Genomic DNA, 17,406 nt, shown 5'->3' with positions numbered 1-17,406 from the left:
CGTTAGTGCGCCTGCCAGGCATTTGTCATATGCCCGATCCGGCCCCATGTGCTGACAATCATCAGATCAAGTCGCAAATCACCCGAATGACCAATAATGCCCGCATAGGCTTCAAGGGCGCGGGCAATGCGGCGTTGTTGATCCGAACTCACGGCATAAAGGGCGTCTGTGCGATTGCTGCGCGCTTTGACCTCGGCCGCGATCAACGTTTTGCCGCGCAGGGCGATGATATCAATCTCGCCCGCCGGGCTTTTATAGCGGGTTGCCAGGATGCGATATCCCTTTAGCCTTAGCCAAAACTGGCAAAGCAATTCTGCCCTGCGACCGGTCCGTTCCGCCCGCTTGCGGTTTGATGTGTCATCTTGCAAGCGGCGGGATCGGGACATGGCTAGTCGTTCTCTGATTTGGCGAGTTCAAGCGCGCGGTTATAAAGGTCGCGCTTCTTAAGGCCGGTTTCCTTGGCAAGGATGTCGGCGGCCTCTTTGGTGCGGTGCGTCTGGATCAGCTCGCGCAGCCTTGCATCAATGTCTTCGGCATCTGGTTCATTTTCTGAAGCATCTGCCGGACCGACAATGACAACAATCTCGCCCTTGGGCGCGCCGGCCTCGGCATAGTGTGCAGCCAATTCGCCAAGGGTGCCGTTGCGGACTTCTTCAAACATTTTGGTCAGTTCGCGGGTGACCGCGGCCTCGCGCGTGCCACCCAGCATCTCGGCCATATCGGCCAGACTGCTGGCAAGGCGTTTGGGGCTTTCAAGAAAGATGAGGCTGCCCGGGATCGGGGCAAAGCGACCAAGTTCCTTTTTGCGCGCCATGGATTTTGGCGGCAGGAAACCGGCATAAAAGAAATGATCGCTGGGAAGACCCGACAGGATCAGGGCGGTAATCGGCGATGCGGCACCCGGTGCCGCGGTGACCATGAAACCTTCTGCCTTGCAATCACGTACCAGTTTATAACCCGGATCATTGATCAGCGGTGTTCCGGCATCTGAAATAAGAGCAAGTCCCTGACCCTTACCAAGGCGGTCCATGATTTCCGGGCGCATCTTGGCGGCATTATGTTCGTGATAGGCGATTCGCTTGGTCTTGACGCCATATCGCGACAGCAATTTTCCCGATGTTCTGGTGTCTTCGCACAGGATCACATCGGCTCTTTTGAGGATATCGAGCGCTCTGAACGTAATATCGCCCAAATTTCCGATTGGAGTAGCAACCAGATAAAGACCAGATGATAACGGCAAATGGCTTTGATCATGTTTACTTGCATCTTCGCCCGCATTACCCTGCGTGCTAAATGACTTATCGGGAGGTGAGATTGCGTTGTCCGAAACGTCATCCGATGCCAAATCGGATGCAGAAAGAGGCGCTGCCGCGTCAGGCGTTGCTAAATCAGGATCGGTTGTCGGCTCGGAGCCGGATTGCACGCCGGACGGCATCAGTTGTTGTCCTCTCTGTCGGGCTTGCCGCATGTAATGCGACCACGAGTATCACGGACCTGTTTGGTACGCAACGTGGGGCCCCGGTCGAAACCGCCAATCAGCCTGGTGTTGACCCAACAGGCGCACCCGATCAGGGCCTGATCCCCGACGCCAACCCGTGGCCAAGCGAAGCAGCCCTTCCCGAAGGTGAAGGGGCGCAGCTTCCGACACTTTATAACGATGATGCCGCACTGTTTGAAAAACGCGTGGCATTGTTGCTGCCGCTTTCAGGTCAGCATGCCGATCTTGGCCGCGCGATGCGCCACGCGGCCGAACTTGCCATGTTTGATATTGCAGGGGACGATTTTGTCCTGATGCCGATCGACACGGCGGGCACGTATCAAGGCGGTCAAAAGGCTGCACGCGAAGCGGTTGATGCCGGTGCGAAAATGATCCTCGGTCCGCTATTTTCCGAATCGGTTAGTGGCGCCAGTGAAGTTGCCAAATCGGCCAATGTTCCGGTCATTGCCTTTTCCAACAACCGTCGCGTGGCGGAAAACGGTGTTTGGGTCAGTGGCCTGATCCCCGAAGATCAGATTGCCCGTGCGGTTGGGTTTGCAACGACGCAGGGGCGTTATCGGTTTGCGGCCCTTTTGCCGCAGAACGATTATGGTCGTCAGATCGCCAGTGCGCTTAATTCCGTTGTCTCGCGGGTTGGCGGAACCATGGGCCGGGTGGCGTTTTATCAGCCGGGCTCGGAAAGCCTGCAGCAAACCATTCGTGATTTTGCCAATTATGATGCAAGGCGCGCAAATCTGCGTGCGCACAAGGCGCAGCTTGAAGCAGATGGCAGTGCAGGCGCACGGCGTGCCTTGAACCGGCTTGAAGGTATCGATACCTATGGCGAGCTTGATTTTGATGCTTTGATTCTGCCGGCCACCGGTGGTGATCTGCGTCAGGTATCGGCACTTCTGGCCTATTTCGATATTGATCCGTCTGTGGTGCAGTTCATTGGCACCTTTGGCTGGAACGATCCGGGCCTGTTTGCCGAACCAGCCCTTAAGGGTGGCATTTTTGCAGCGCCCAATCCGGAAAACTGGGAACTGTTTGCCAGCCGCTTTGCCCGCACATTTGGCACTCAGCCACCCCGCATCTCAAGTCTTGCCTATGACAGCACGGCTTTGGCTGCTTTGATGGCACGCGAAGAAAATGGCATGGCGCAATCGGCCCTTACCAATCCAAGCGGCTTTGTCGGTGTGGATGGTATTTTCCGTCTGACCGCCGATGGTCAGTCCGAACGCGGATACGCCATCATGCAAATCCAGCCAGATGGTGCGAAGGTGGTTGCACCGGCACCAGCAGCGTTTGATCAGGTCTTCTGATCGGCCATGGAATACTGGGTTATATCAGCCTCAAACGCCTGCCGACTTAAGCCTCGGCAGGCGTTTTGTCTTTGAAATTACACAGATCATTGACGATGCAGTCGCCACAGCGCGGCTTGCGCGCCTTGCAGATATAACGCCCATGCAAGATCAGCCAGTGATGGGCATGGGTCATAAACCGCGACGGCACCTTTTTAAGCAGCGCCTTTTCCACAGCCAGAACCGTCTTGCCATTGGCCATGCCGGTACGGTTGCCCAGACGGAAGATATGGGTATCGACCGCCATGGTATGTTCGCCCCAGGCGATGTTGCGCACCACATTGGCGGTTTTGCGGCCAACACCGGGCAGTTCTTCAAGCGCTTCCTGATCGTTGGGCACAATCCCGCCATGCTTTTCGACAAGGATTTTGGCCGCGGCCATCACATTCTTGGCCTTGCCGCGATAAAGCCCGATGGTCTTGATGTGATCAATCAGCGCTTCTTCACCCAAATCAAGCATGTCTTGCGGGGTCACGACGATCTGAAACAGCTTCTTGGTTGCCTTGTTCACCCCGACATCGGTTGCTTGTGCGGACAGGGCAACAGCGACCAAAAGCGTATAGGGGTTGGTGTAATCAAGCTCCCCCTTGGGTTCCGGGTCGGCATCAGACAGGCGCTGGAAAAATTCTTCGATGGCGGCTTTGTTCATCGGGCGGGCCATGGACAGCAATCTCTTTTATTTATGGGCTGCTTTGGCAGCCGATTTGGGGACAGGCATTTGCGAAAAAGCACGCTGCCCCTGATCCGATCTCCTGAAGTTCCAATATATAAACGTGACATATCGAAAAATCGAATTTTGATTGCAGTCGTGCCAAACACGGGCGCAAAATTGCCGATCACAGCAACAGGTGCCATCCATGTCCGCCGTGCCACGCAGTGCAAAGCCGATCTTTCGGGTGGATCTGTTTCCGCCCCGATCGCTGTCGCGCCGGGCGGCCCGCAACATCCTTTTTATGCTGGCAGCACTCACCACGACGATTGGCTTTATCTTCTGGTCGGTTGGGGCTTGGCCGGTGATCGGGTTTTTGGGTGTTGATGTGATTTTGCTTGCCCTGGCATTTCATTTCAGCTTCCGGTCTGCGCGCGCCGAAGAACGGATTGAGCTTCGGCCAGGCACCCTGCGCGTGACACAAATCTCGGCACGCGGCGAACGCGCCGAGTTTGATTTTCAGCCCTATTGGCTGCGCGTGGTTTTGGAGCGTGGCGAGGATGATCAATGTGCGCTGTTTTTACGAACACATGGCAAAAGTCTCGAAATTGCGCGCTTTTTAGGGGCCGATGAAAAGACCGATCTGGCTGCGCGGCTTGAGGCGGTTTTGCGTCAGACCCGTTGTTATCCGGCGCCTATGCCGATGTGATCGGGCTGATCTGAGGCTTTTGCAACCCGGTTATGAGCGATTTGAAAAGCAGTGATTTCGCGGCCTAAAACCAGCCTGATACGCCATATCTGCGTGATAGCACCGGTCAAATTGCCCGTCATTGGATAAAAATTGCACTTTGATCGCCAAAATCACCCAAGATTCCCCACTTTGACCGCTTGCGACTTTGTGGGGACTTTCATATATAGGTGCGCGGGGTCATGAAGAGACCCCAGAAAATTTGCGTGTATTATAACCATTGGTCCCAGGAGGTCCTGCGCGGTGCTTCAGTTTGGAGGCTGCGGGACGGACCGGCCGCTAAAAGAGGAACTTACTATGGGTAAGATTATTGGTATCGACCTTGGCACTACCAACTCCTGCGTTGCAGTCATGGATGGCAAAGAAGGCCGCGTGATTGAAAACAGTGAAGGTGCCCGCACTACCCCGTCCATGGTTGCTTTCACCGATGATGGTGAGCGCCTTGTTGGTCAGCCGGCGAAACGCCAGGCAGTGACCAACCCGGAAAACACCCTGTTTGCCATTAAACGTCTGATCGGTCGTCGCTATGGCGATCCGGAAGTCGAAAAAGACAAAGACCTCGTACCTTACAAAATCGTATCGGGCGAGAACGGCGATGCATGGGTTGAAGTCAATGGCGAGAAAATGGCACCGAGCCAGATCGCAGCCATGGTTCTTCAGAAAATGAAGGAAACCGCAGAAGCCCATCTGGGTGAGCCGGTAACTGAAGCCGTGATTACCGTTCCGGCATATTTCAACGACTCCCAGCGCCAGGCGACCAAAGATGCCGGCAAGATTGCGGGTCTTGAAGTCAAACGTATCATCAACGAGCCGACCGCAGCAGCACTTGCATACGGTCTGGACAAGAAAGACGGTGGCACCGTGGTCGTTTATGACCTTGGCGGTGGTACGTTTGACGTGTCCGTTCTTGAAATCGGCGATGGCGTTTTCGAAGTTAAGTCGACCAACGGCGACACCTTCCTTGGTGGTGAAGACTTCGACAAACAGATCATTGATTACCTTGCGGACGAGTTCAAAAAAGAACAGCAGATCGACCTGCGTAAAGACCGTCTGGCTCTGCAGCGCCTGAAAGAAGCCGCTGAGAAAGCCAAGATCGAGCTTTCCTCGTCGATGCAGACCGATGTCAACCTGCCGTTCATCACCGCAGACGCATCTGGCCCGAAACACCTCAACATCAAGCTGTCGCGTGCGAAGCTTGAAGGTCTGGTTGGTGATCTGATCGAACGCACCATGACCCCGTGCAAAGCCGCCCTTAAGGATGCCGGCATCACCGCGGGTGAAATTGACGACGTTATTCTGGTCGGCGGCATGACCCGTATGCCGAAGGTTCAGGAACGCGTTAAAGAGTTCTTCGGTCGTGAGCCGCACAAAGGCGTTAACCCGGACGAAGTTGTTGCCCTTGGCGCAGCAATTCAGGGCGGCGTTCTGCAGGGTGACGTTAAAGACGTTCTTCTGCTCGACGTGACCCCGCTGTCGCTCGGTATTGAAACGCTGGGTGGTGTCTTCACCCGCCTGATCGACCGTAACACCACGATCCCGACCCGTAAGTCGCAGACCTTCTCGACCGCTGAAGACAATCAGACGGCCGTGACCATCCGCGTCTTCCAGGGCGAACGCGAAATGGCAGCCGACAACAAGATGCTTGGTCAGTTTGATCTGGTTGGTATCCCGCCGGCACCGCGCGGTGTTCCGCAGATTGAAGTGACCTTTGACATCGATGCCAACGGTATCGTCAACGTGTCTGCCAAAGACAAGGCGACCAACAAGGAACAGCAGATCCGTATTCAGGCATCTGGTGGTCTTTCGGACGACGAAATCGAAAACATGGTCAAGGACGCGGAAAGCAACGCCGAAGCGGATAAGAAGCGTAAGGCACTTGTTGAAGCCCGCAACCAGGCAGAAGCCATCATCCATTCGACCGAAAAGAACCTTTCGGAGCATGGTGACAAGGTTGATGACGCAACCAAATCGGAAATCGAAAGCGCTTTGGCAGCTCTGAAAGAAGCCAAGGACGGTGACGATGCCGAAGCGATCACCACCAAGCTGAACGAACTGCAGCAGGCAGCCATGAAACTTGGCGAAGCCATGTATCAGGCGCAGCAGGAAGAAGCTGGTGACGGCGAAGCTTCTGACGCGGGTGCATCGGCCCAGGCTGATGACGGTGTTGTTGATGCCGACTTTGAAGAAGTCGATGACAACAAAAAAGACAAGTAAGACGACCGCAGAGGTCGTCTTGAACGACGCCCTGTAAAGAAAAATCGGGCCGTTCCGGACGCAGATAATTGCGGGAACGGCCCGACCGTATTTCGGAGTTACAGATGGCGAAAGAAGATTTTTACGAGCTGTTGGGTGTCAGTAAAGACGCCAGCGCAGCTGAGCTAAAAAGCGCTTATCGCAAACAGGCGATGAAATTTCACCCGGACAAGAACCCGGGCGATGCTGAAGCCGAAGTAAAATTCAAGCAAGTCAATGAAGCCTACGAAGTCCTGAAAGATCAGGAAAAGCGTGCGGCCTATGACCGTTTTGGTCACGCAGCCTTTGAACAGGGCGGCCCCGGTGGTGGAGGCGGCTTTGGCGGCGGCGGTTTCGGTGGCGGTGGCTTTGCCGATGTCTTTGACGAGATTTTCGGTGCCATGGGTGGCGGTCGTCGCGGCGGCGGTGGATCATCGCGCGGTGCGGACCTTCGGTACAACATGGCCATCACGCTTGAAGAAGCGTTCGAAGGCAAAAAGGCCGAAATCACTATTCCGGGTTCTGTTTCATGCGAAAGCTGTGATGGAACCGGTGCCGAAGCTGGATCCCAGCCGGTCAATTGCCCGACCTGTAATGGTCACGGCAAAGTCCGCGCCCAGCAGGGTTTCTTTACCATTGAACGCACCTGCCCAAGCTGTCATGGCAAAGGCAAGATCATCAAAAACCCGTGCAAATCCTGTCACGGTGTTGGTCGCGTCGAAAAGGAAAAGACCCTTCAGGTCACCATCCCGGCCGGTGTCGAAGACGGCACGCGCATTCGCCTTGCGGGCGAGGGCGAGGCAGGCACGAACGGTGCGCCTCCCGGTGATCTCTATATCTTCCTTGATATCGGGCATCATCGCTTCTTCCAGCGCGAAAGTGCCAACCTCTATTGCCGGATTCCGATCCCGATGAGCAAAGCTGCCCTTGGCGGCACCATCGAGGTCCCGACGATCGAAGGCACACGCACCCGGATCAATATCCCTGCCGGAACCCAATCAGGTCAGCAGCTGCGTCTGCGCGGCAAGGGCATGACGATCCTGCGCAGTCAGGCACGCGGTGACATGTTTGTCGAAATCAGTGTCGAAACCCCGGTCAATCTGACCGACCGCCAGAAAGAGCTTCTGGAAGAGTTCGACGAGATTTCCCGCGAAGAAGGCTCCAGCCCGGAAAGCGAAGGGTTCTTCTCCAAGATGAAAGAAATCTGGAAAGACCTGACGGATTAATGTCAGGTCGGCTTTTCAAAGCTAAAATCATCACCCCCGGCAGTTCTGTCGGGGGTTTTGTTTTGCCTGCGCTGGGCCTTGTGTTAAAGCAAATGCACGTTTGAAATGCTTGCCCGGAGGAGACCGGAAATGAAGATCGGGATTGTTGGATGTGCTGGCCGTATGGGACGGATGTTGGTCAATGAAACGGCCAAGACCAAGGGCTGTGAAGTTGGTGGCGGCACCGACCTTCCCGGAAGCCCCTTCATCGGCAAGGACGTCACCCTGATTGCCGGTCTCGAAGAAAGCGGCGTTCTGGTTGGCGATGATGCACGCACGCTGTTTGAAACCGTGGATGCGGTCATTGATTTCACCGCGCCGGCCGCAACCATGAAACATGCAAGCCTGGCAGCTGAAACCGGCACTATCCTTGTGATCGGCACCACCGGTCTTTCAAACGATCAGAAAGATGAGCTTAAGGTCGCTGCCCAAAAGGCCCCGATCATTTTCGCCCCGAATATGAGTGTCGGCGTGAATTTGGCCTTTGCGCTGGTCGAAAAGGTCGCAAGCATCTTGGACAAGGATGTGGCTGACATCGAAATCGTTGAAATGCATCACAAGCACAAGGTCGACGCACCGTCTGGCACCGCCCTTGGTCTGGGTGAAGCGGCGGCCAAGGGCCGTGGTGTGAACCTTGATGATGTGTCGGTGCGTTCGCGCGATGGCCATACCGGCGCGCGTGAAGATGGCACCATTGGTTTTGCAACGCTTCGCGGCGGTGACGTGGTCGGTGATCACACGGTAGTCTTTGCCTGCGAGGGCGAACGCATTGAAATCACCCATAAGGCATCGTCGCGTGAAGTCTTTGCCAAGGGCGCGGTTCGTGCCGCGAAATGGGCAGAAGGCAAGGCACCCGGCCTATATTCCATGCGCGAAGTTTTGGGCCTTTAAGATCTGAAAATATTACTGAAATGCAAAACACCACCTTGGAAACAGGGTGGTGTTTTTTTATTGGCCGTTAATTGCTTCTGCCAGCGGTAGCGGCTCAGGGACTGTTTCCGATCCGCAATCACGGTTGCTGCAATCATTTATACGAAGCCCTAGATTGAACTGTTCGAGCAAATGCCGACCCTGTTCAGTCTTTGGAAAACCGACATGCAAGCTCTGTTCGATCACCAAATGTGGGTTGTAGATCAGTAAGTCTGCGACATTGGAAAATTCAGGGTGCGTTGTGACAAGATGCTGCGCGACATTGTGATCCATCAGGACAATTTCTATGTGGCCGGCGATCAGTTGGCGCAACAGCGTTTCATCATCATGGGCTGAAACGGCTTTGAGCTGGTTGCTCTCAAGCATTTTGCGAAGGCGGGATTTATAAGTATATCCAATGACATAGCCAATCACATATTCTTTGAGATCCACGTAATGGTCCCATGTCAGTTTGGTTGATTGCAGATGGACAAAGCCAAGCGGGCTGGTTCCGACCGGATCGGATAACAAAAAATGTTCCAGTCGTTGCGGCGTGCGATATAGCGGGTAAATCGCATCATAAGTGTGGTCATGAAGTATTCCTTGCAGGGCGCGCTTCCAAGGAATTACATTGATGGTGTAGTGGATGTCGACCGCATTGAACGCAGCAGTGATGACTTGCGATGTCTGACCATGGCCTGACAGATCCAAACCTGTGTAGGGTGCCCAATCAAGTGTGACCAGATCGACCCTGTCTGGCATCGCTCTGCCTGTCGTCACAAAGGTGACGGCTGTCGCGAAAATCAATGTTACACCCGTTGCCAGTCCCGCCAATCTCGATATCAAAGGCGCAAACCGGCATGCTGCCGTGGCCTTCATTTGTACCTCCCGCCAATGTGTCGCTCCCTATCCATAAGTGGGGGGTGTGGGGAGGTTTAAAAGGGTAAGATTGCGAAATTACGTTACGGAAAACGTACCTTTGAGGATAATAGCAGCGTTACTGGCTAACTTTGAATCGTTCAAGCCCCTGATTAAGCGCTTCAAGCGCATGTTTGCCCTCGGCCGATCGAGGGAACACCACATGCAGGGATTTGTTATCAAGATGATGCGGGTGGAAAATCAGTTGTCCGGCATGCTTTGTCAGATCGGGTTGGGTGCCGATCAGGTAATGCATCACCTGTTGATCCATGACCGCTGCATCAATGCGTCCGGCAACCAAAAGCCGGATCAGGGTCAGGTCATCGTTGGCTTCGACCACGGAAAGTTCATCGCGTCGGGCCATGTCGTCGAAATGCTGTTCGTTGATATAACCGGCAACCACCCCCAGTTCAAATTGCCGAAGGTCATCAAACGTTTCCCAGTCAAAATCTGTTCCGACGATATAGGCAAAACCAAGCGGGCTGTAGCCGATCGGATCGGAAAACAGATAGCGCTCTTCAAGTTCCGGTGCGCGATATTCCGGGTAATAGCCGATGATGCTGGGATCGTTGTTAAAGCTGCTGGTGACCCGGCGCCAGGGATAAAAGATCGGCAAGAACGTGATCCCTTCCGATGCAAGCGCATTGCGTACGATCATGCTGCTCAGCCCACGGCCAGGGAGTTCCTGACCGGTATAGGGTGGCCAGTAAAGTGTTGCCAACTGGAAGGTCTTGGATTGGCCCGATGTTTCGGGAGGCGCGCTATCAAGCTTCTGCTGTGCATGACTTGCGCTAAATGTGGACAAGCCGATAAAAGCCATCAGAACGGTCACAAGCGCGCACTTTGCCAAACGACACATACTCTTATCGCGGGAGGGGGGCTTTGCGCCAATGTGGGTTAACTGCCCTACCAATCTTCACTCGCCTGGTTGTTGGACCTTGTATATCCGGTCTTCTTTATGTTGTGCGGCTGTCAGGGGAAATTCAAGTTACAGAAAAGGCAAACCCGTTCGGTACGGTGGTGTTAATGACGATTGTCATATGAGAAATAGGCAGTGCTTGGCCATGAATTCCGACAGTCATTATCGGTGCAGCGAAGCGCACGCAGGCCGCGATTAAAGATATTGCGCAGAAGTCGTCCGTCAGGCGTGCGTTTGAACCCGACATGAAGGGATTCAAAGGCAAGTGGCTGGTTATGAAAGACAAACAAGCGTCGTGTGGTCTGAAATTCTGACAAGGTATCCAGTAGTTGCCGGGCAACGAGTTGATCCATCACGACAGCATCAACCCGGCCGGCCTGTAACAGGCGCAGCAGGGACAGATCATCATTGGCCTCAATGGTTTTGATTTTCCCCGATGCGACGCGGGCGTCAAATGTCGGCGTATTTACATATCCTCCAACCGTTCCGATCGTCAGACCGTCAAGATCATCAAGGGTTTGCCAGTCAAAGGTGCTGCCGCGGATAAAGACAAAACCGACAGGGCTGAAACTGATGGCTTCGCTGAGATAGAAAGTGGATCGGCGCGATGCGCTGCCATAAAGCGGAAAGATGGCATCGGCCGTGTTTTCGCCTGGCGACATCGACCGCAGGGCGCGCCGCCACGGAATGACGCTGAGTTGGATTTCCGTGCCGTTGCGGGCAAAGGCCCCTTTGACGATGATGCTGACAAGACCCTTGCCGGGCAGGTCTTCGCCGGAATAGGGGGGCCATTCGGTCGTTACCAGCCGGACATGGTCCATTGATCCCGGCAGTGGCTCCTGCGCAATCGCCATGGGTCCGCCGAGAATCGCAAACATCAGACCAAACATAGTAACAGCCAGCATACGGAAAATTGGTATGCAGAGCCGTCCTTGCACTGTCACGGCAGGTTTTCTTGCGATGTTGGTCAAAGGTTGCCTCGTTTGATCAGGCTAACCTCTATACGGTATCAGAACCTGCTGGTTTACCAAACAATGAAGAATTTCAATGCAGAAGGTGAATGTGCAAAAGCCCCGATCACGGATCGAGGCTTTTGGTTGGGACCTTGAAGGTAGATCGCGCGGTTAATGCGCGTCCGCCCAGCTATCGCCAATGCCGGCATCGGCAATCAGCGGTACGGACAGATGGGCGGCATTTTCCATGACATCACGGATGACCTTGATGGCCTTTTCCGCCTCGTCTTCCGGGGCTTCAAAGATCAATTCATCGTGGACCTGAAGCAACATGCGGGTCTTAAGCCCGGCATCAAGTAAGGCACCGGGCACCGCAATCATGGCGCGTTTGATGATGTCGGCCGCACCGCCCTGGATCGGGGCGTTAATCGCCGCACGCTCGCCAAAGCTTCGGCGCATGCCGTTCTTGTCATTGATGCCGCTGATATGGATGTTGCGGCCAAACAGGGTGCGGACATGGCCATGCTTTTTGGCGAATTCTTTGGCCTCATCCATATATTTGCGAATGCCTGGATAGATCTCGAAATAGGCTTCGATAAACGCCTTGGCTTCTTTTTGTGGAATGCCAAGCTGATTGGCGAGACCAAAGGCAGAAATGCCGTAAATGATGCCAAAGTTAATCGCCTTGGCCTTACGACGGACCATCGGGTCCATGCCCTCGATCGGAACGCCAAAGACCTTGGACGCGGTCGCAGCGTGAATGTCCTCGCCGTTCTTGAAGGCTTCGCGAAGCGCCTCAATTTCCGCAACATGGGCCAGAAGACGCAATTCGATCTGCGAATAGTCGGCAGAAATCAGCTTGTGACCCGGTTCTGCGACAAAGGCGGTACGGATTTTCCGGCCGTCTTCGCTACGGATCGGGATGTTTTGCAGGTTCGGATCGTTTGACGACAGACGCCCGGTATTCACATGCGTCTGACCGTAACTGGTATGCACGCGTCCGGTTTGCGGATTGATGTGATGGGCCAGCGCATCGGTATAGGTGCTTTTAAGCTTGGAAAGCTGACGCCATTCCAAAAGCTTGGCCGGAAGGTCATGGCCAAGGGCGGCAAGGCCTTCAAGCACGTCTGCGCCGGTCTGCCATGCGCCGGTCTTGGTCTTTTTACCGCCCGGCAGGCTCATCTTGTCAAACAGGATTTCGCCAAGCTGCTTGGGACTGCCCAGATTGAACGGCTCACCAGCCAGTTCATGAATGGTGACCTCAAGGCTTGCCATGCGTTTGGCGAAGTCCTCAGACAGGCCTTTGAGGATTTCCGCATCAACTTTCACACCAAGGCGTTCCATTTGCGCCAGAACCGGCACCAGCGGACGATCAAGCGTTTCATAGACGCTTGCCATATGTTCCTGGGCAATGCGCGGCTTCAACAAGCGATGCAGGCGCAGCGTGATGTCGGCATCTTCAGCAGCGTAATCAAGCGCCTTATCAAGCGGGACCTGATCAAAGGTGATCTGGGTCTTGCCGCTGCCACAGACGTCCTTGAACGGGATCGGCTTGTAATCAAGATGCAGTTCGGCCAGTTCATCCATGCCATGCCCGTGGCTGGTGCCATCAAGGACATAGGATATAACCATGGTGTCATCCATCGGCGCAACATTGATGCCGTGACGCGACAGAACGATCATATCGTATTTCAGGTTCTGACCGACCTTGAGAACACCCGGATCTTCGAGAAGCGGCTTAAGCAGTTCAATCGCGCGCTCAAGCTTGATTTGCTTGGGTGCGTCGCTGCTTTCTGCGGGATTGTCACCGAAATCAAAGCCGCCCTGTGCTTCGCCGCTGACATGGCCAAGCGGGATATAGCAGCCATTGCCCGGCTCGGTCGAAAGCGAAATGCCAACCAGTTTGGCCTGATGGGCATCAAGCGATGTGGTTTCGGTATCAACCGCAACGGTGCCAAGATACTCAGCCGAGGAAATCCAGTGCTTTAGACGTTCTTCATCTTGCACCAGTTCATATTCGGCCTTTTCGACCTTGATATCATTAACACCAACACCGGCGGCCGTCGGGCTTTCAAATTCAACGTCACCACCAAATTTGGCTTTTACTTTAGAAAGCAGTGATTTAAAGCCGTGACTTGCCACGAAGCTCAAAAGAACTTCCGGGTCCGGTTCCTTAAGCTCGAAGCCATCAAGTGCCTCGACCACCGGAACATCGGTCTTGAGCGTCACCAGATCGCGCGAAATACGGGCAAGTTCGGCATTCTCGATCAGTTTCTCGCGGCGCTTGGGTTGTTTAATCTCGCCTGCGCGTTCCAGTAGAGAATCAAGATCGCCATATTCATCAATAAGTTGGGCAGCGGTTTTAATGCCAATACCCGGAACACCGGGCACGTTATCGACGGAATCACCGGCAAGTGCCTGAATATCAATGACCTTGTCCGGATTGACCCCGAATTTTTCTATGACTTCGGCAGCACCGATGGTGCGATTCTTCATCGCATCAAACATTTGCACCCGATCGGTGACAAGCTGCATGAGGTCTTTATCCGAAGACACGATAATCACGTCAGAACCTTCGGCCTCGGCCTGACGGGCATAGGTCGCGATCAGATCGTCGGCCTCATATCCTTCAAGCTCGATCGACGGCAGGTTGAAGGCGCGCGTCGCATCCCGGATCAGTCCGAACTGGGGCACCAGTTCTTCGGGGGCTGGCGGACGGTGTGCCTTGTAATCCGGATAGAAATCGTTGCGGAAAGATTTGCCCTTGGTGTCGAAAATCACCGCCATATGGTCGGGTTTGGTATCTTCGCGCAGCTTCATCAGCATGGTGCAGAAGCCATAAACCGCATTGACCGGGGTGCCATCGGGGCTGGTCATTGGCGGCAGGGCGTGGAAAGCGCGGAAAATAAAGCCGGAACCGTCAACCAGTACGACACGGCGCGGTGCTGAGCCAGTGGACGTATTGGCGGTGGACGGGGCGGAATCTGTCATGCGTCTCGTGCTCTTTTGATCGTGAAATGAGTTGGCCCGAAGAATGCCCGATCCGGGCACGCAAGTCGAGTATAGCCTGCGCGATTTGGGCAAAAACAGCCCGGTTCCTGACAGGAAATGTCAGGATATTTGTCTGATGATTAAATGGGAAATGTCATAATATTACGGTGTCGAAATAAGCGAGTTAAGCTGCGGTTTTCCGAAGATTTATTCAGACCGGGTTCTTTGTGCTTATCAGTCTGACTTCGGATTGCTATGGTGATGAATAAATTCATCCCAAGGGACATGGGAGATCGGGTTCGTGGCCCGGAAATCAGAAAAGCCAGTATTCAGCCCAAAGGGCATCGGTGTGGAAACCGCCGGTCCGGCGCGCGAGATTTCAGACGATATGAAACTCGCCACCCGGAAGCGCAAAGGCAAAAAGGAAAACCGTCGCACCACAACGGCGAACGGAACCGGATGGCGCCGATTTTTCAGCGTCACCGCATGGCTGCGCTTTGTCCTGACCTTTGGTAGTTTCGGCCTTGTCGTCCATGGCCTGTTTTTGTTTTTCGGTATTTACGAACGTAATCAACGCCTTGCCAATTTTGATCACTTCATTCTTTTGATCAAACTCGTGGTGTTTGTCGCCCTGATGTATCTGTTCTATGCGATGCTGATGCATTACGGACCGATCCGGCACAAGGTGCGCAGCATCTTCTTCCTGGCCCTGGCCCCGGTTGCCGCCTTGTGCATCTTCATGATCTATGGCGGCGGGCAGATTTTTGGCAGTTTCATTCCGGTTTTGCAGTTCCTGACCCTGACCATCGGTGTTGGCGGGTTCCTGCTTTATGTCCTTGGATATACCTGGGTCACCGGCCAGAAAGTTCGCCGTGATACTGCTAAAAACAGCGATTTTGAACGGGTCTATGGCGGGGCTGGCAAAGATGGCCCGGCCAATCTGGCACCGGGTGTGCGCCGGGATCGCCGCAAGGTCCATAAGGCAGGAAGTCTGCGGTTGCGCAGTTCCGATACGGATGACGGACCTGCTGCCGGCGGTGGTGGTAATGGATCAAAGGTCCGCTTGCCAGAAATCTGATCGCTGACCGCCGGGGTGCCGACAAACAGAAGACGGAGGCAACACGACAATGCGCCGCGATCTGGTTTTTATCCACAGTGCTGGCCCACAAGGTGGGCAAAATGGCAGTAGTGGTTTGATTTCCCGCCTGAATGAAGCGCTTGGCGATACGTGTCACATCATCGCACCTGCCATGCCAGACCCTGAACGTCCCGATATTAATGCGTGGCTATCTGGCATTGATCAGGCAGTGTCACAGGCCAAATCGGGCGCTGTTTTGGTCGGTCATTCGCTGGGCGGGTCGTCGATCTTGCAATATCTGGCGCGAAATCCGCAAATTTGGCGTGATAACAACCGCTTTGCAGCGGTTTTTAGCATTGCCGCACCATTTTGGGGGCTAGAAGACTGGGAAGTAACAGATTTTGCTTTAAACAAGGATGAGCTTGGCGTTCTAGCGCACTGTAACCCAATGCATTTCTGTCACAGCAAGGATGACAAGATTGTCGGGTTTTCCCATTGCCAGACCTATCTGGACAGGCTTCCCAGCGCCAATCAGATTACACTAAACACCGCCGGACACATGATGTTGGACGGTGATATTGATCTATTGATTGATAAAATTCTTATATACGCCTGATCAGGCGTGGTTCTCCAGAACCAGCCCGGCCAAATACAGCGATCCCAGGATCAAAACCCGTTTGGGATTGGGATGTGCTGCCAAAAGTGTTTCAAGGCCGTTTTGGAACCCGTCACAGGCAAATGACGGTGCGATGCCGCATGCCGTTGCTGCGTCGCGCAGGGTTTCGGGGAGATGAGCCTGATGTTCGCCGGGGATCGGGACACCGGCAAAGGCGCTGATTTGCGGTGCGACGGGCTTTAAGAACGCCTCAGCGTCACGGTTATCAAGCATGCCCATGATCACCAGCGTATCGCCCTTTGGCTGGCGTGACAGCCAGTCCGAGATCACCTCGGCCGCAGCAATATTATGCCCGCCATCCAAAATCAGCTCACAGCCATCGGGCAGGGCATCGCATAGCGGTCCTTTGGTCAGCTTTTGCAGCCGTGCAGGCCAGCTGGCGTTTTGCAGGCCACGGGCGAGAATATCGACATCCATGCCGTCACACCCGGGGATTCCGGCCTTGCGTACCGTCGCAATTGCGGTCGCGGCATTGGTATATTGATGACGCCCCGGAAGTGCCGGGTGGGGCAGGGAAATCACATCCTTGCCAATGCGCAGATCAAAGCCGTCTTCGCGTTCTTCAATGACATCGAAATCATTAAAGATGCGGGCATTGATGTTATTGGCGTGGGTCACCAGCGTATTAAACGCATCCAGGGTCTGGGGGGCGAGAACGCTAATGACGCCGGGCTTCATGATCCCGGCTTTTTCAAAGGCGATTTTGGCAATCGTGTCGCCAAGGAACCCCTGATGATCAAGCGAGATCGGGGTAATCACGGTTGCGGCGGGCTGATCAATCACGTTTGACGCATCAACACGTCCGCCAAGCCCGGTTTCAAGAACCAGCACATCGGCCGGAACACGCGCGAACGCCAGAAACGCTGCTGCCTGCGTGATTTCAAAGAATGTAATGGATTCACCGCCATTAACGGTTTCGACTTCTTCCAAAAGATCACACAGCGCGTCTTCGGAAATCATTTCACCAGCAAGCGTGATGCGTTCATGGAAACGCACAAGATGCGGGGATGTCGAACAATGAACCCGTAATCCGGCGGCCTCATAGATGGCGCGCAGATAGGCCTGGGTGGAGCCTTTGCCGTTGGTCCCGGCCAAATGAATGACCGGCGGCAGCGCAAGGTGCGGATTGCCCAGCTTTTCAAGAAGCCGGGTAATCCGCCCTAATGAAAGGTCGATGACTTTTGGGTGCAGCTTGCCAAGACGAGCAAGAATTGCGTCGCTGCGCGCCAA

Annotated in this window: 15 protein-coding genes; 7 read left to right on the top strand and 8 right to left on the bottom strand. The window is 54.5% G+C overall.

Going from position 1 to position 17,406, the window contains the following annotated elements; genetic code table 11:
- Positions 1 to 2 precede the first annotated feature (2 nt).
- A complete protein-coding gene (locus tag ACMZ66_RS01395; protein ID WP_416933721.1) occupies positions 3 to 386 on the bottom strand; it encodes a YraN family protein in 384 nt (127 codons plus the stop codon).
- Between the two features lie 2 nt (positions 387 to 388).
- Positions 389 to 1,435, bottom strand: coding sequence for a 16S rRNA (cytidine(1402)-2'-O)-methyltransferase (gene rsmI, locus ACMZ66_RS01390; protein ID WP_416933719.1), 1,047 nt, complete (start codon positions 1,433 to 1,435; stop codon positions 389 to 391).
- Here rsmI and ACMZ66_RS01385 point away from each other — a divergent pair.
- On the top strand, positions 1,399 to 2,799 hold the full coding sequence (locus ACMZ66_RS01385; RefSeq protein WP_416933717.1) for a penicillin-binding protein activator: 1,401 nt from the start codon (positions 1,399 to 1,401) through the stop codon (positions 2,797 to 2,799). The two genes, rsmI and ACMZ66_RS01385, sit on opposite strands and share 37 nt — an antisense overlap.
- 46 nt (positions 2,800 to 2,845) lie before the next feature.
- On the opposite strand, the gene nth is transcribed toward ACMZ66_RS01385, so the two are convergent.
- Entirely contained in the window at positions 2,846 to 3,487 is a 642-nt protein-coding gene (gene nth / locus ACMZ66_RS01380) for an endonuclease III (protein WP_416934592.1), read from the bottom strand.
- 208 nt (positions 3,488 to 3,695) lie between these two features.
- Between nth and ACMZ66_RS01375 the strand changes: the two genes are divergently transcribed.
- The 4 genes from ACMZ66_RS01375 to dapB all read left to right on the top strand — a co-directional run bounded on the left by ACMZ66_RS01375 (position 3,696) and on the right by dapB (position 8,623).
- On the top strand, positions 3,696 to 4,196 hold the full coding sequence (locus ACMZ66_RS01375; RefSeq protein WP_416933715.1) for a DUF2244 domain-containing protein: 501 nt from the start codon (positions 3,696 to 3,698) through the stop codon (positions 4,194 to 4,196).
- Between the two features lie 336 nt (positions 4,197 to 4,532).
- Complete coding sequence (dnaK, locus tag ACMZ66_RS01370; RefSeq protein ID WP_416933713.1) at positions 4,533 to 6,449, top strand: molecular chaperone DnaK; 1,917 nt, start codon at positions 4,533 to 4,535, stop codon at positions 6,447 to 6,449.
- 104 nt (positions 6,450 to 6,553) lie between these two features.
- Complete coding sequence (gene dnaJ / locus ACMZ66_RS01365) at positions 6,554 to 7,693, top strand: molecular chaperone DnaJ (RefSeq protein ID WP_416933711.1); 1,140 nt, start codon at positions 6,554 to 6,556, stop codon at positions 7,691 to 7,693.
- Positions 7,694 to 7,822: 129 nt separating this feature from the next.
- Complete coding sequence (dapB, locus tag ACMZ66_RS01360) at positions 7,823 to 8,623, top strand: 4-hydroxy-tetrahydrodipicolinate reductase (protein WP_416933709.1); 801 nt, start codon at positions 7,823 to 7,825, stop codon at positions 8,621 to 8,623.
- Between the two features lie 57 nt (positions 8,624 to 8,680).
- Here the strand turns inward: dapB and ACMZ66_RS01355 are convergent, their stop codons facing one another.
- From ACMZ66_RS01355 to polA, 4 genes are all read right to left on the bottom strand, one after another.
- On the bottom strand, positions 8,681 to 9,520 hold the full coding sequence (locus ACMZ66_RS01355; protein WP_416933707.1) for a substrate-binding periplasmic protein: 840 nt from the start codon (positions 9,518 to 9,520) through the stop codon (positions 8,681 to 8,683).
- Between the two features lie 118 nt (positions 9,521 to 9,638).
- Positions 9,639 to 10,418, bottom strand: coding sequence for a substrate-binding periplasmic protein (locus ACMZ66_RS01350; RefSeq protein WP_416933705.1), 780 nt, complete (start codon positions 10,416 to 10,418; stop codon positions 9,639 to 9,641).
- A 164-nt stretch (positions 10,419 to 10,582) separates the two neighbouring features.
- Positions 10,583 to 11,332, bottom strand: coding sequence for a substrate-binding periplasmic protein (locus ACMZ66_RS01345; RefSeq protein WP_416933703.1), 750 nt, complete (start codon positions 11,330 to 11,332; stop codon positions 10,583 to 10,585).
- A 270-nt stretch (positions 11,333 to 11,602) separates the two neighbouring features.
- Positions 11,603 to 14,422, bottom strand: a complete 2,820-nt coding sequence (gene polA, locus ACMZ66_RS01340) for a DNA polymerase I (protein WP_416933701.1) — start codon at positions 14,420 to 14,422, stop codon at positions 11,603 to 11,605.
- 301 nt (positions 14,423 to 14,723) lie between these two features.
- Between polA and ACMZ66_RS01335 the strand changes: the two genes are divergently transcribed.
- Together ACMZ66_RS01335 and ACMZ66_RS01330 are read left to right on the top strand one after the other, a co-directional pair.
- The gene (locus tag ACMZ66_RS01335) at positions 14,724 to 15,500 is read left to right on the top strand and encodes a hypothetical protein (RefSeq protein WP_416933699.1); all 777 of its coding nucleotides are present in this window, start codon (positions 14,724 to 14,726) and stop codon (positions 15,498 to 15,500) included.
- 49 nt (positions 15,501 to 15,549) lie between these two features.
- Positions 15,550 to 16,116, top strand: a complete 567-nt coding sequence (locus ACMZ66_RS01330; RefSeq protein ID WP_416933697.1) for an alpha/beta fold hydrolase — start codon at positions 15,550 to 15,552, stop codon at positions 16,114 to 16,116.
- On the opposite strand, the gene ACMZ66_RS01325 is transcribed toward ACMZ66_RS01330, so the two are convergent.
- Entirely contained in the window at positions 16,117 to 17,406 is a 1,290-nt protein-coding gene (locus ACMZ66_RS01325; RefSeq protein ID WP_416933696.1) for a bifunctional folylpolyglutamate synthase/dihydrofolate synthase, read from the bottom strand. It abuts the gene before it with no gap.

It is taken from the genome of Thalassospira sp. (assembly GCF_048059015.1).
Classification (GTDB): Bacteria; Pseudomonadota; Alphaproteobacteria; order Rhodospirillales; family Thalassospiraceae; genus Thalassospira.
Note: the sequence above shows the minus strand (reverse complement) of the source record. Positions and strands in the feature narration are given on the sequence as shown.